General features: G+C 50.4%; 12 protein-coding genes and 1 pseudogene. 5 read left to right on the top strand and 8 right to left on the bottom strand.

Translation table 11 applies throughout. From position 1 onward, the window contains the following. Positions 1-3: 3 nt before the first annotated feature. A complete protein-coding gene (locus tag HJV72_RS09955) occupies positions 4-933 on the bottom strand; it encodes an ABC transporter ATP-binding protein (RefSeq protein ID WP_208070668.1) in 930 nt (309 codons plus the stop codon). A 115-nt stretch (positions 934-1048) separates the two neighbouring features. Between HJV72_RS09955 and HJV72_RS09950 the strand changes: the two genes are divergently transcribed. Genes HJV72_RS09950 through HJV72_RS09940 form a run of 3 tightly spaced genes read left to right on the top strand, consistent with a single transcriptional unit; the run spans position 1049 to position 4884 of the window. Further along, positions 1049-2110 (top strand): sensor histidine kinase, encoded by a 1062-nt coding sequence (locus HJV72_RS09950; RefSeq protein WP_208070666.1) that lies wholly within the window; start codon positions 1049-1051, stop codon positions 2108-2110. Between the two features lie 6 nt (positions 2111-2116). Next, entirely contained in the window at positions 2117-2737 is a 621-nt protein-coding gene (locus HJV72_RS09945) for a response regulator transcription factor (RefSeq protein WP_208070664.1), read from the top strand. Positions 2738-2769: 32 nt separating this feature from the next. Next, positions 2770-4884: a glycogen debranching protein gene (locus HJV72_RS09940; protein WP_208070662.1), complete on the top strand. Its 2115-nt coding sequence runs from the start codon at positions 2770-2772 to the stop codon at positions 4882-4884. Between the two features lie 117 nt (positions 4885-5001). Here HJV72_RS09940 and HJV72_RS20070 read toward each other — a convergent pair whose 3' ends face one another. Continuing rightward, positions 5002-5889 (bottom strand): collagen-like protein, encoded by an 888-nt coding sequence (locus HJV72_RS20070; RefSeq protein WP_208070660.1) that lies wholly within the window; start codon positions 5887-5889, stop codon positions 5002-5004. Between the two features lie 229 nt (positions 5890-6118). Here HJV72_RS20070 and HJV72_RS20335 point away from each other — a divergent pair. Together HJV72_RS20335 and HJV72_RS09930 are read left to right on the top strand one after the other, a co-directional pair. After that, a pseudogene (locus HJV72_RS20335) lies at positions 6119-6273 on the top strand (DNA-binding protein). Between the two features lie 111 nt (positions 6274-6384). Beyond that, positions 6385-7041 carry a helix-turn-helix domain-containing protein gene (locus HJV72_RS09930; protein WP_066577395.1) on the top strand — a complete coding sequence of 219 codons (657 nt, stop codon included), beginning with the start codon at positions 6385-6387 and terminating at the stop codon, positions 7039-7041. A gap of 132 nt (positions 7042-7173) precedes the next feature. Here HJV72_RS09930 and dnaJ read toward each other — a convergent pair whose 3' ends face one another. From dnaJ to HJV72_RS09900, 6 genes are all read right to left on the bottom strand, one after another. Beyond that, the gene (gene dnaJ, locus HJV72_RS09925; protein ID WP_208070658.1) at positions 7174-8361 is read right to left on the bottom strand and encodes a molecular chaperone DnaJ; all 1188 of its coding nucleotides are present in this window, start codon (positions 8359-8361) and stop codon (positions 7174-7176) included. Between the two features lie 121 nt (positions 8362-8482). Continuing rightward, complete coding sequence (gene dnaK / locus HJV72_RS09920) at positions 8483-10363, bottom strand: molecular chaperone DnaK (protein WP_208070656.1); 1881 nt, start codon at positions 10361-10363, stop codon at positions 8483-8485. Positions 10364-10401: 38 nt separating this feature from the next. Then, positions 10402-11118 (bottom strand): nucleotide exchange factor GrpE, encoded by a 717-nt coding sequence (grpE, locus tag HJV72_RS09915; RefSeq protein ID WP_330618935.1) that lies wholly within the window; start codon positions 11116-11118, stop codon positions 10402-10404. Positions 11119-11135: 17 nt separating this feature from the next. Continuing rightward, complete coding sequence (gene hrcA, locus HJV72_RS09910) at positions 11136-12179, bottom strand: heat-inducible transcriptional repressor HrcA (protein ID WP_208070653.1); 1044 nt, start codon at positions 12177-12179, stop codon at positions 11136-11138. Positions 12180-12365: 186 nt separating this feature from the next. Beyond that, positions 12366-13412 carry an ABC transporter permease gene (locus tag HJV72_RS09905; RefSeq protein ID WP_208070651.1) on the bottom strand — a complete coding sequence of 349 codons (1047 nt, stop codon included), beginning with the start codon at positions 13410-13412 and terminating at the stop codon, positions 12366-12368. Continuing rightward, entirely contained in the window at positions 13396-14955 is a 1560-nt protein-coding gene (locus HJV72_RS09900; protein ID WP_208070648.1) for a hypothetical protein, read from the bottom strand. The genes HJV72_RS09905 and HJV72_RS09900 overlap by 17 nt, the downstream gene beginning before the upstream one ends. Positions 14956-14970: the final 15 nt, after the last annotated feature.

The raw sequence follows: 14970 nt of genomic DNA, 5'->3' as shown, positions 1-14970 counted from the left end.
CTCCTAATCCCTCAGCTCAGTTCCGGTAATCTCCAGAAATACGTCATTAAGCGTAGGCAGCTCTGAAAATACCCTGCCAAATGAAATATCCTGTTCTTCCATGTAATGCAGCACTCTCACGAGATTATGCTTGGCTCCGCTCAGTCTGATCTTCAGTGTCTGCTCCTCATAGGAAATGTCAAACACATGAGGAAGCTCCCTTATCTGCGACAAATGCTTTTCATCGAGGGCAACAGCCTGTATCGTAATCGTCTCGCCTGTCTTAATCATGCTCTTGAGCTCTTCCTTCGTTCCGGTGGCCAATACCCTTCCATGGTCGATGATAGCTATCCTGGAACATATCTGCTCTACCTCTTCCATATAATGTGACGTATAGATAATCGTAGACCCCTGCCGGTTCAGCTCCATGATACCTTCCAGAATCTTATTCCGGCTCTGCGGATCCACCGCGACCGTAGGTTCATCCATAATGATGAGCTTTGGCTTATGGACGATGCCGCAGGCGATATTCAGCCGCCTCAGAAGTCCGCCCGACAGCTTTTTCGGACGCATCTTCATGTAGTCCTCCAGCCCGACAAACCGTATCGCTTCATCAACCAGCTCTCTGCGCCTGCCTTTATCCCGTATATACAGGCCGCAGAAATAATCAATATTCTCACGGACGCTCATCTGCTCAAATACAGCCACGTTCTGCATGACCACTCCAATCTCTTTCTTGATGTCATATCTGTCGGGCCTCATTTCTTTTCCCATGACAGTTATCGTCCCCTTATCGTATTTCAGAAGCGCCAGCAGGCAATTGATAGCTGTCGTCTTTCCGGATCCGTTCGGTCCGAGCAGGCCGAATATCTCCCCTTCATGTATCTCAAGGTTCAGATGGTCCAGCGCCAGAAGGCTGCCGTACCGTTTTACCAGATTTTGTATCGTAATCATATTTTCATAACCTCCTTCTCCATTTCTACTTGTAGTATAGCTCCCGCCGCTTTATAATGTAAGTGTCACGTGTCAGCACTTGAAATGACATTTGTCACAATATAAGGAGAACTATATGAAACGTATACTTGATCAGCTTATCCTTCTCATATTCAGCTTTACGACGATATTACTGACACAGATGGATACCCCTTTCGTCATATCTTTCCTCATAGCCGTGATATACATCTCGGCTAATTATTTTATTGGCTCCCGGAGCTTCCATCTGTTATCATCTGCCGTTTTGATCGTACTGGCCGTCTTTTTCCCTGTCTTGCTTTCTTTCCTTCCTGCAGTCCTTTACACTTGTCTCTGGTATAAGAATTACATCGGCGTGGCGGCTCTCTGCATCGTGGCTATCTGCCGCATCCTGCCGGAATCCCTCCCCCTCTTCCTGCTCCTCGTGCTCGGCAGCGGCATCGCGCTGCTCCTCTGTTTCCAGACGGACCGGCATGAGCAGCTTGAACTGCGGTTTAAGAAGACAAGGGACGACAGCACGGAGCTGAATCTGCTGTTGAAAGAGAAGAATCACGCGCTGCTTGAAAAGCAGGATTATGAAGTATACACTGCCACCTTGAAAGAGCGCAACCGCATCGCCAGGGAGATACATGACAATGTAGGGCATATGCTCACCCGCTCTATCCTGATGACAGGTGCCATCCGTATGGTGAACAAGAATCCTGCCCTGGAATCCTCGCTGCTGCAGCTGGAAGAGACGCTGAATACCGCTATGACCAATGTCCGCGAAAGCGTACATGATCTGCATGATGAATCCATAAATTTAAAAGAAGCGCTTACAAGCCTCACCGATACATTTACTTTCTGTCAGATTCATATGGACTACGATATGGGGTATGACGTGCCAAGGGACATCAAATACAGCTTCATCACCATCGTCAAGGAAGCGCTGAACAATGTCATCCGCCACAGCAATGCCAGTGAGGTACACCTTATCGTACGGGAACATCCTGGACTGTACCAGCTTATCATCGAGGATAACGGCACGGCCAAAACCGGCGGAAGCGGTCTCGGGCTTACCAACATGAAAGACCGTGTAGAGGCTTTGCATGGCACCATGCAGATACAGACTAAGAGTGGCTACCGCATCTTTATTACGATACCTAAGAAGGAGGAATAAACAGCTATGAATATACTTGTTGTAGACGATGACATGCTCGTCTCCAATGCTCTGAAGACAATACTGGAATCTGACCATACCCTTCATGTGACGGGCTCAGGTGAGGACGGAGAGGACGCGGTACGGCTGTACGGTGAATTAAAGCCTGACGTACTGCTGATGGATATCCGGATGAAAAAGCTGAACGGCCTCGAAGCGTCCCGCCGCATTCTGGCTGCATATCCGGAGGCCCGGATCCTTCTTCTGACCACATTCTCGGACGATGAATATATCGTAAAAGCACTAAAATATGGAGTGAAGGGTTATCTGCTCAAGCAGGACTACAACAGCATCATCCCTGCCGTAAAAGCCGTATATACGGGTCAGACCGTATTCGGGACAGAAATCATATCCAAGATTCCAAATCTGCTGCAGCCCAAAAACGGGTTCGACTATGCATCTTATGATATCGGAGAAAAGGAATACACGCTCATCACTCTCGTCGCAGACGGCTACAGCAACAGGGAAATCGCCGAGAAGATGTATCTGAGCGAGGGGACGGTACGTAATTACCTGAGCAACATCCTGGAAAAGCTGGACCTTAGGGACCGGACACAGCTGGCTGTCTTCTACTACCAGCATCTGTAACCAGGCATCATATACTTCAAGGAGGTACCTACATGACAGGTTTAGACAATGATACGCTCGGAATAGATTCACCTCTCGCGCCGCTCTGCCACCATCTGCAGCCACTTGATACAATCAATGGATTCAAGGTACGCCCCGGCTTCTATGACTACAACGGAGCCTGGGCTCTGCCGAACGGGGTCAGCTTCACCGTGCACTCCCAGGGGGCCATCTCCTGCGAGATACTGTTATATCACCGTATGGAGACGGAACCTTATGCAGTCATTCCTGTACCGGACTGTTACCGCATCGGCCATGTATTCTCCATCTTCATCTTTGGCCTTGATGTGGAGGAATTTGAATACGCGTTCCGTCTCGACGGTCCGTATGATCCGGAAAAAGGCCTGCTCTTTTGCAAGGACAATATCCTTATCGACCCATACGCCAAAGCTATCACCGGGCAGAGCACATGGGGCAGGAAAGACAAATCGAAAGGTTACCGGGCCAGGGTCGTAAGGAATAATTTCTATTGGGGCGCCGAATCACCGTCAAGGATACCGTTCGACGAACTCATCATCTATGAAATGCACGTCCGCGGCTTTACGAAGATGGCAAGGGACGTAACCGCTCCGGGCACTTTCAAGGGTATCCTGGAAAAGATTCCTTATCTGAAGAATCTGGGCGTGAATGCCATAGAGCTGATGCCTATCTTTGAATTTGATGAACTGATGGACCGGCGCACGGTAGACGGACGAGAGCTTCTCAATTACTGGGGCTACAGTACGGTCAGCTTCTTTGCGCCGAACACAAGCTACTCCGCCGCCGTAGAGTATAACCGGGAAGGGCTGGAACTGAAACAGCTCGTCAAGGCACTGCACGACAATGGGATGGAAGTCATCCTGGACGTCGTCTTCAACCATACTGCGGAGGGAGACGAAAAGGGTCCTGTCTTCTCCTTCAAGGGATTTGACAACAATATCTATTACATGCTCACACCGGAAGGTTATTATTACAACTTCAGCGGATGCGGCAATACGATGAACTGCAACCATCCCATCGTCCAGCGGATGATTGTCGACTGCCTCCGCTATTGGGTGGAAACCTACCGCATCGACGGATTCCGCTTTGACCTCGCCTCCATCCTCGGACGGAACGAGGACGGTTCTCCGATGGAACATCCTCCCCTTATAAAAGCGCTTGCCTTCGACCCGATTCTCGGCAATACAAAACTTATCGCCGAAGCGTGGGACGCGGGCGGACTATACCAGGTCGGTGATTTCTCTGACCTGAGGCGGTGGTCTGAATGGAATGGCCGCTACCGGGACGATATCCGGGAGTTTCTAAAAGGCGGCCTCTGGTGTGCAGGAGCCGCGGCACAGCGCATCATCGGATCGCCGGACCTGTATGACCCGAATACGCGCGGAAAGAACGCATCCGTCAACTTCATCACCTGTCATGACGGCTTCACGCTCTATGACTTATATGCTTACAATACAAAGCACAACGAGGCAAACGGCTGGAACAATACGGACGGAAGCAATGACAACCGCAGCTGGAACTGCGGTGTGGAAGGAGAGACTGCGGATCCTGCGGTAGCTTCTCTTCGAAAACGTATGATTCAGAATGCATGTCTCGTGCTCATGTGCAGCCGTGGCATACCGATGTTCCTTGCCGGAGATGAATTCTGCAACACCCAGTATGGCAACAACAACCCGTACTGCCAGGACAACGAGATTTCATGGCTCGACTGGGAAATGCTGGAGAAAAATCAGGATGTCTACCTCTTCTTCCGGTTTATGATTCATTTCCGCCGCCGGCATGCCTCCATCAGGGGCACATGCCGCCCGAACCGTTATGGGCTGCCGGAAGTAAGCCTCCACAGCGAGACACCGTGGGATTCCTCTTACAGCAAAGACACGAAAGTCATCGGTATCATGTACGCCGGCTATGACGACATCAATAGGGCAGATGACATCATCTATATTGCCGTCAATGCGTTCTGGGAATCTGTAACCATTACCCTTCCCGCTCTGCCCGACCATCTCCGCTGGCATGTGGCCGCCAACACAGGAGATGTGGACTGCACCACATGCAGCCCTCCTGTCGCCCTTGAAAGCGATGCATTTCTCGCCGGAGCACGCTCCAGCGCGGTCTTCGTGGCACTGTAGAATCACCCGGATGGCATGCATAGGAAGCCTGCTTTCTTCCGAAAGAGAGGAAAGCAGGCTTCTATTACCTGGCGTTCTACAAAAAAGGATATACGGTTCCAGGAATCCTATATTTAATTATTGTCTCTGACAGATAATCGTTGTTTCAACAGTAACATTTACATCATTACCTGCAATGTTAAAGACATCCGTTGTTATCGATGTGCCTGAAAACCTGGCATAAGCAATGACAGTATGGTTCGTCTGATTTGTAGATAAAGCTAAAAACTTATAGCCGGAAGGCACCGTGTACGCATTCACCTTTCCTATAACTTGACTGGTGCCTGTAAACACATTTGTAAAAGTATGGCTGATAATATTGTCCTTAAGCACCTTCCCTTGCCTTGCATCCAGCGCGAATCCCTCTTCCAAAGTCTCAAGATTGTTCGCGATATTCACCGGACCTGCCGGTCCCTCATCTCCTTTATCCCCCTTGGGTCCCTGGATTCCCTGTAATCCTTGTGGTCCTGTCGCACCGGTATCACCTTTGTCGCCTTTAGGACCCTGTGGTCCTGTCGCACCGGTATCACCTTTGTCGCCTTTTGGACCCTGTGGTCCTGCGGCGCCCGGGTCACCTTTCGGTCCTGTGGCGCCAGTCGGTCCCTGCGGGCCAGCAGCACCAGTGTCACCTTTTGGTCCTGTGGCTCCCTGTGGACCGGTAGCTCCTGTAGGCCCTTGTGGCCCCGTCAACCCCTGAGGGCCTGTCAATCCCTGGGGACCCGTGGCTCCGGTCAGGCCCTGGGAACCCGACGGTCCGGTATCGCCGCTGTCACCCTTATCACCTTTTGGACCGGCTGCCGCTACCTGAGTGTCCGTCTCTCCTATGAACCAGTTGCCGTTGGCCCCGATGTGAGGCGTGATGCCATCCTCTCCTCTTGCCCTGACGCCTGTGTCGTAGTCATTGATGTACCAGTTTCCGTTCTCACCGATGTAAATCTCCGGTATGAAGCTTGTTGTTTCATTCATTCAGTTGTCCTCCTTATTCTTGATACTAGAATATTACCGCCTATTGCCGGGACATGGAGGGACAGTTATGTATTTTACATTTTTAACTGTATTAGCTTTTGCAGAGATATGTTGCAGATAAAGTCATCCTACTGGGAAGTTAGGGATATGCCAAGTATTTATTTGATTTCTTGTATTTATTTGGCTGACCGTATATAATTATGGCTAATAAAGTTCTGGGGAAAGTTGAATGAAAATGTTAGAGTATTTTTCTGCCCCGGAAAAGGCAAAGAAATGGGGCATTTCAGAAAGACAGGTGCAAAAGCTTGTGAGGAAAACCGCATGCCCAGCGTGGCAAAATCAGGCCGTATGTGGCTGATGCCAAAAGACGCAAAAAGCCCATAGATAAATGGAGAAATAGGACGTTGTCATGATAAGTAACAGCCATGTTATGGCGCGTATATTGAATAAATCAACTCATAGTTATAATCTAAAGAAGACAAGGAGGTAATTGATATGACATTAGGGAAAAGAATAAGACAATTCAGGCTTCAAAAAGCTATCTCTCAAGAAAAACTTGCAGAAGAATTGAATGTTTCACGTTCGGCTATTGCAAAATGGGAAACAGATGGCGGTATTCCAGAATTAGATAACTTGATACAACTTGCAAAGACCTTTGATGTTAGCTTAGATGAATTGACTGGAAATATGAAAAAGCAGATGAACGAAAATGAATTTGCCCCGATAGCTTATTCCAGCTATGATTTTGGAAATCAACATTACGACATTGAACTTACCGGTTGGAATGATGGGGTATATGATATATCTATTATGAATGAGGATAAGGATTTTCTGTTTTATAGAAAAATGGTAAAAACAAAACTGGTATATGGAATTATAGGAAAAAGGTACATTGCTTCGTTTTTACCGACGAAAAAAATAGCAGATGAGCCAGTTTCTGTAATAGAAATTAATAGAGATTATTTTTGTGGTAAGCCAGTGGTACTCGAGCTGGTAAAAAAAGAAGGCTTCATAAAGGGCTTATTTGACTTTAGAGATGATAATTACCGAAATGTAGTGATTGACACTTTTGAAGAGCTTGTTCTTCGTTTACAATTTGGAAGAGAACTCAATATCAGCGAGATAACAAAGATTGAAGAACTGGCTGACTAAACATGCATTTCCAGTTCATCGGTATTCACGCACCTATTCTTATGCGGCGGCTTTTGAGAAATCGAAGCCGCCGTTTCTTTTTTATTTATAGAAGTGAGAATCTTTCCCTAACGTTTTCCGGGGTTCAGCCTTCTAATCGTCAAAGGCTTCCTTCATCTTGCCCATAAAGCCTTTCTTTTTTCCTTTTGGTCCTTTCGTGCCTTCGTCATTGCCCTGATTCAGCGTATTACCGGCGAGGGCGTCAAACTTGCGCAATGCCTCTTTCGCCTCGGAACTCAAGTGTTCCGGCGTCTGGATAATCAGAGTGACATAGTGGTCGCCCCGCACCTGGGCGTTGCGGATAGAAGGCACGCCCTTTCCTTTCAGGCGCACTTTCGTATCTGTCTTCGTCCCTGGCTTGACCGTGTAGAGCACATCACCGTCCACCGTCTTGATCTTCACATCTGCGCCGAGTGCTGCCTGAGCAAATGAAATCGGAACGGTTGAGAATATATGCATATCCTGACGCTGGAATATCGGATGTCTGGAGACGACCACTTCCACGAGCAGGTCTCCCCTCGGCCCGCCGTTCGTCCCCGGCTCGCCCTTTTCGCGAATCCGCACGCTCTGGCCGTTGTCGATGCCCGCCGGAATCGACACTGCTATCTTCTTCTTGGAAGCTACGAACCCTGTACCTGAGCAGTCCGGACATTTCTCCCTTATGATCTTGCCGGTTCCGTGGCAGTCCGGGCAAGTCTGTACGTTCTGCACTGTCCCGAAGAACGACTGCTGCGTATAGACCACCTGGCCTTTTCCGCCGCACTTGGAGCACGTTTCCGGTGAAGTCCCCTGCTTGGCGCCTGTGCCGCTGCATTTCGGGCACGGGTCTTTGAGCACCACTTCTATCTCTTTCTCACAGCCGAACACGGCCTCTTCAAACGTAATCCTGACGCTCTTGCGGATATTCATGCCTTTCATCGGTCCCTGGCCGCCCCGGCCGCGCCGGCCGCTGCCGCCGAACAGGTCGCCGAAGATGTCGCCGAAGATATCGCTGAAATCCGCTCCGCCAAAGTCAAAGCCGCCGAACCCTCCGGCCCCGCCTGCTCCGCCTTCAAAGGCCGCATGTCCGAACTGGTCGTACTGGCGGCGCTTCTCCGGGTCGCTTAAGACAGCGTAGGCTTCGGAAGCTTCCTTGAACTTCTTCTCCGCCTCCGCGTCTCCGGGGTTCATATCAGGGTGATATTTCTTGGCAACCTGCCTGTATGCCTTCTTTAAAGTCGCATCGTCAGCATCCTTGCTGACACCGAGCACTTCATAGTAATCTCTCTTTGATTCCGCCATCGTTCATCCCTTTCTTTCCTGGAAGTCGACAAAGACAAGTTCCGGGAGACCAGGCTTCAACCGCCAGGTTCCCCGGAACAGCCTTCTTGCACTGGGCTATAACCGTATTGCCAAAGTGCTCCTAGACTTCTTTGTAATCTCCGTCTACTACATCATCTCCTGCGAAGCCGTCCGGTGCCGGACCTGCTCCTGCTCCCATGTCAGGACCCGGACCCTGCGGTCCTGCCCCTGCCTGTGCGCCGGCCTGTTCGTAGACTTTTGTGAACAATTTCTGGGCACTTTCCATCAGCTTCTCCTTACCCGCTTTGATTTCTGCAATCTGTGCGTCTGTAAGGGTCTCTGTATTTGCTTTTTCAAGGACTTCTTTCAATGCCTTGCAGTCTGCCTCTACTGCTTCTTTGTCCGCAGCGTCAATCTTGTCTCCTACTTCTCCCATTGCCTTTTCAGTCTGGAATACGAGCGCGTCTGCGTCATTCTTGGCATCGATGCCTTCTTTACGTTTCTTGTCCTGTGCTTCAAATTCAGCTGCTTCTTTTACCGCCTTGTCGATATCACTGTCGGACATGTTGGAACCGGCCGTAATAGTGATATGCTGCTCTTTTCCTGTGCCGAGGTCCTTTGCCGATACATTCACGATACCGTTCGCATCGATGTCAAATGTAACCTCGATCTGTGGAATTCCACGTGGAGCCGGCGGGATACCATCCAGTCTGAACTGGCCGAGAGACTTGTTGTCTTTGGCAAACTGTCTCTCACCCTGCACGACGTTGATATCAACAGCCGTCTGGTTGTCTGCCGCCGTTGAGAAGATCTGGCTCTTCTTAGTCGGGATTGTCGTATTTCTCTCAATCAACCTCGTTGCCACTCCGCCCATCGTCTCGATTGACAGTGACAGCGGTGTAACATCGAGAAGAAGTACGTCGCCTGCACCTGCGTCGCCTGCCAGCTTGCCGCCCTGTACGGAAGCACCGAGTGCCACACATTCATCCGGGTTCAGTGATTTGCTTGGCTCCTTGCCTGTCAGCCGCTTCACTTCTTCCTGGACAGCCGGGATACGGGTAGAACCACCTACAAGCAGCACCTGGCCAAGTTCAGAAGAGTTCAGTCCTGCATCGGACAGTGCTCTTTTTACCGGCTCAGCCGTCTTCTCGACAAGGTCATGTGTCAGTTCATCGAACTTAGCTCTTGTCAGGTTCATGTCAAAATGCTTCGGTCCTTCAGATGTAGCTGTGATGAACGGAAGGTTGATGTTCGTCGTCGTAGCGGAAGACAGCTCTTTCTTTGCCTTCTCTGCCGCCTCTTTCAATCTCTGGAGCGCCATCTTGTCTGTAGACAGGTCGACGCCTTCGTTTTTCTTGAATTCTGCCAGCATATAATCTGTAATCTTCTGGTCAAAGTCATCGCCGCCAAGTCTGTTATTACCTGCCGTAGATAACACTTCGATGACGCCGTCGCCAATCTCGATGATAGATACGTCGAACGTACCGCCTCCAAGGTCATATACCATGATTTTCTGCTCTTTTTCATTGTCAAGGCCGTAGGCAAGCGCTGCTGCCGTAGGCTCGTTGATGATACGCTTTACGTCAAGTCCTGCAATCTTTCCTGCATCTTTTGTAGCCTGGCGCTGAGCATCATTGAAGTAAGCCGGTACCGTGATAACTGCTTCTGTCACTTTCTCTCCGAGATAACCTTCCGCATCTGCTTTCAGCTTCTGAAGAATCATCGCGGAAATCTCCTGTGGTGAGAATTTCTTGTCATCGATTGTCACTTTGTAGTCGGATCCCATCTCTCTTTTGATGGATGAAATCGTCTTCTCGGCATTTGTTACCGCCTGACGCTTTGCAGGCTCACCTACGAGACGTTCTCCTGTCTTTGTAAATGCCACCACAGACGGAGTCGTTCTTGCTCCTTCTGTATTTGCGATAACGGTCGGCTGACCGCCTTCCATAACAGCTACACAGCTGTTTGTCGTTCCTAAGTCAATACCAATTATCTTGCCCATGATTTTCTTCCTCCTGATTTTTATTTTCAATTAAAATGTTAGTTAGCTACTTTAACCATGCTGTGCCTCACTACCGAGTCACGGTACATATAACCTTTCTGGAACTCCTCGGTGACCGTATTCTCGCCGAGCGATTCGTCATCCACATGCATCACTGCATTGTGGAAATCCGGGTTGAACTCCTGGCCTACGGCCTCGATCGGCTTCACCCCTATCTCTTCCAGAGTTGTCATAAGCTGTTTGTAAATCTTATCCATCCCCTGTACGAACGGATTTTCCTTCTCTTCCTCTGATGCCGCATCAAGCCCGCGCTCGAAGTTGTCAACAACCGGAAGAATCTTTTCTATGATATCTTTCGCTCCTATCTCGTACATCTGGGACTTCTCCTTATCCGTACGCTTGCGGAAGTTATCAAACTCTGCCATCTGACGGGTAAGTCTGTCCGTCAGCTCCTCAATCTTTTCATCTTTTTTATCTTTCTTCGGCTTCTTGCCGAATTTCTTAACCTTCTTGCCTGCCCTATCGTCCTCGGCGGACTCCTCCTCCGTGGAGCTGTCTGCACTGCCGTCTGTACCGTCCGTATCCGCAGAATCCGTATCTGCTGCATCCGGCCCGCCGCAGCCGTCTTCTGATGCCCCGGTCTGTTTCGGATTCCCGGCCTGTTCCTCCGCCGCTTCGGACGCCGCTTTCCTGGCTTCTTCTACCGCCTCTTTTACCATCTCTTCTTTACTTTTGTTTTCCTGATTATTTTCCAAGGGTTCTTCCACCTTTCCTAGTCATTATTATGAAACATCTGGTCCAGCTCATTCTGCAGCTTCTTCATAGATTTGAGCACATGTTCATAATCCATCCGCTTCGGTCCGATAATACCTATCGTTCCCTTCATCCCTTCACCTAATTCATAGGTCGCGGTCACTACGCTGCAGTCCTTCATCGTCTGTACCGGCGTCTCATCTCCTATATACACCTGGATGCCCGTGTTGTCCTCCTTGGACAGCGTCTGGGTTACCAGCTCTGTCAGCTGCTGCTTTTCCTCAAAAGCACTGATGATCTCCTGGGCGCTCTGCTTGTCGCTGAGCTCCGGATACTTGAATATATTCGTGGCACCGCTTGTATATATCTGCATCTCGTCATCCACCTGTATCACGTCAGCTACCGCATCCAGCACGTGTCCGATGACCTCGCTGTGTATGCCAGCCTGCTCTTTCAGCCTTGCTATCAGGCCCAGGTTGATATCTTCTATGGACATGCCGTTCAGCGTCGTGTTCAGCAGCATGTTCAGCTTCAGTAGATTTTCATTGCTGACAGGCTCCTCCATGTCGATGATCTTGTTCTTGATGACATTTCCTCCGAGAACGATGACTGCGATTATCTGTTCCTCATCCACTTGCGAGAGCTGAAGGAACTTGATCTTATTGCCGCTGTTGAGCGGCGTGGATACCATGGTCGCATAGTTCGTACTGTTTGCCAGCACCTTTGCCGCCTGCTTCAGAAGCTGATCCATCTTGTCTGCCTTGTCTAGCATCTGCTCCTGCATCTCATTCAGCTCCTGCTCCTTTTCCTCCATCAGCATATCGACATACAGCCTGTATCCTCTGTCTGAAGGAATCCGTCCGGCCGATGTATGGGGCTGCAAGATGTATCCCATTTCTTCCAGATCTGACATCTCGTTCCTGATCGTGGCAGAGCTGAGATTCAGGTCGGTATACTTGGAAATGGTTCTGGAACCGACCGGCTCTCCGGTCTCCAAATAGTTCTGGATAATCGCGTGTAGTATCTTCATCTTACGTTCATCCAGCCCGTGTACTGATACCATCTATTCGCCTCCTTTACCGGATTTCCAGCCTGTTAGCACTCTTTTAAACCGAGTGCTAATACCTTCGATTATTAATGTATCACTATAGATTTTATTTGTCAACACTGTTTATACTTTTTTTAGATTGAAACGCAAAAATTCAGCACAGCATTCCTATGCCATACTGAATCTAAGAATATTAGAAAATCAGCGGCGGCCCCGTCTGCCGCTTACGATTGCCCACGCCGTGACTAAAAGGCTTCCCCATGCCAGGCATGCGCTGTACCGGCTGTGCTGCAGAAGCTGCGCGTCGCCCGGCAGCGGCTTCATCAGTGCCAGATTCTTGTGCATGTCTGCCAATTCCGAAGCTTTCCTGCTGTAGAAGCTGAAATCGGACCACTTCGGCGGGATATAGTCCAGGCCGAAGCGGAAGCTGTATCGTATGCCTGCCAGGATGAGAACAGCGAGACCTATGCCCCACACTGCCGCCAGTGTCCCTCTTACATACTTCTTCTCTACATCATGGATACGTCTTCTTATGGCGGTATAGAGCCAGAGCACGGCAAGCCAGAGCGGCAGCGTCAGAAACAAGAAGTTAAAGGCCGCATAGTCTCCGCCCGGCAATATGACAGCCGGGACGCCAAATTCCTGCTGCCGCAGCCATTCCATTGCCGCGGAAGCAGACGTCCTGTCTGGATACTCCATCTCCATATAAGGGAACCCATCGGCCTCCCGGTTCTGTATCCAAATCAGATTTCTGTCGTCTTCTATGATTCCCCTGATAATATATTCCCTGCCGTCCACATACAGCTTTTTCCCCACGACATGGCTGCTGCCGAACAGCATCTTCGCGCCTGCGTCACTGACGGCGCATCCTTCGGTGTCGCTTTTTGACGGATACATGCCCTCCAGCCTCTGTCCCGGCAATATCTGCTCCAGATTTCCATACCCCTCTATTAAGGAAAAGCTTTCTTGCCTGACATATCCTTCCCCATCCACCGCTATTCCTTCCTTCATGTCCCACAGTGTCACATACGGTATGTCCCCGTCCTGCTTTTTGCCGCCCTGTACCGCCTTGCCGTGCTGTTCATAGTATTCATCCACCTGGGCTGCACGCACGGTGCCCCCTTCAAATCTGGCCCGTACCACATGCTCCGTCTTCGCTATATAAGCATACTGTACGGCAGAAAGCACGAGGAGTATAACGCCTGCCAGGAACAGGGCCATCTGCCGCAGCCTAATCTTTTTCCTCAATTTGAAATCTGTCTCCTTCATCAATTTCTTTGCTGCTTTCTATTATCACATCTGTTTTATTGTCCAGATTGCCTTCTACAGCCACCTTGTTTACGTCTTTTGCCTTTTTCACCAGGGTAAGCCTTTCCGCCACGTATTCCTCCCCGAGGATAGTATCCTTCTTACGGGAAATGAGACAGTATGTTCCGTTCTGGTCTTCCCGTATCGCCTCTACAGGCAGGATCCAGTCGTACCGTATATCCGACTCTTTGTCGATGGTATAGCTGCCTTCCGTTCCGGCTGCATAATCCTCCCCGTCAAGCTTTGCGGTAAGATACAGGATGCTTTCCTGGCCGGCCTGCCCTTTGGCAGCTTCCCCGCCGGCGGCGGCTCCGTCCGCACTTCCGCTGTCCTGGACGCCGCTGCCGTCGCTTTGCTCCGCCCGGATATCTGTAATCTTTAATATCTGTTTGTCCTTTCTACCGGAGAATTCCACTTCCATGGCATCGCCTGCCTTGAGCCTCATCGCATTTTCCTTCTCGACTGCGGCACGGAATTCATATCCTCCCGTCCCAATTCTGATATACTCCTGTCCTGAGGTCACCATGCCTTCTGCCAGGCTGTTTTCTGTAACGGTGCCTTTCACAGGCGACTTGACTACCCCGTCCGCGTCCATGACTTCCTGCAGCCTGTCGACCTTCTTCTGCTGCTGCTCTATATCTATCTTCATCCCTTCCTGCATGATGCCTGAGCCCTGGCTGGCCTTCTGCCGGTTGGCGGCTGCGTTCTTGTCTTCGGCCTGAGCGACGTCATACGCTGCCTGGGCCTGCTCCAACGCATCCCGCATCGCGTCCCGGTTCTGTTTCAGGGCATCCATCTGAGCATCCTTCTCAGCTTTGAGGTTCCTGGCCTCTTCTTCCGCACTTCTGACCGCCTCCTCATACGCGGCCTTTGCCTCGCTGCTGCTCTCTCCGCCCGCCTTCACAAAGGTATCGTAGGCCGCTTTCTTCTTCTCATCCAGCTGCTTCTGCCTCTCCAAAGCCCCAGTTTCCTCTGCCTTCGCCGCCTCATCAAGCTTAGCCGACGCCTCGTCAAAGTGTTTCCGGGCCAGCTCCAGGCTCTTTCCTGCGGAATATGCCTGCGGCGTCATGGCATCGGGCACCGCGTCCAGCTGTTCCTTCTGTAGCTGCAGGCGGAGCTTGTCTAGCGCAGCCTTCTCCTCATCCAGCACTTTCGTCAGCTCATCCGTATCGATCAGCACGAGCGCGGCTCCTTCTTCTACAGTCGTGCCCGGCTTTGTAATCTCCCGGACCCTCAGCTTCTCCGGCAGCGCCACAAGCTCACCTTCAGAAGCAATGATACTTCCAGTCCCTTTGATGTTGTACTTCAGGCTGCCGGAAGAAGCCCTCTCAAGTCGTACCCTCGGGACGATTACAGAATCCGCCGCCCTGGATACGACCGTGCTCAATGCCATAAGTACAAAGAATGCTGCAAGAAGCTTGCCCCAGAACGTTTTTTTCTTCATCTTATCCTTGATATTGATATGTCTTATCCATTGAACCATGCTATGCCACTCCTT

It is taken from the genome of Extibacter sp. GGCC_0201 (assembly GCF_017566055.1).
Classification (GTDB): Bacteria; Bacillota; Clostridia; order Lachnospirales; family Lachnospiraceae; genus Extibacter.
This window is presented reverse-complemented; position numbering and strand designations above follow the sequence as displayed.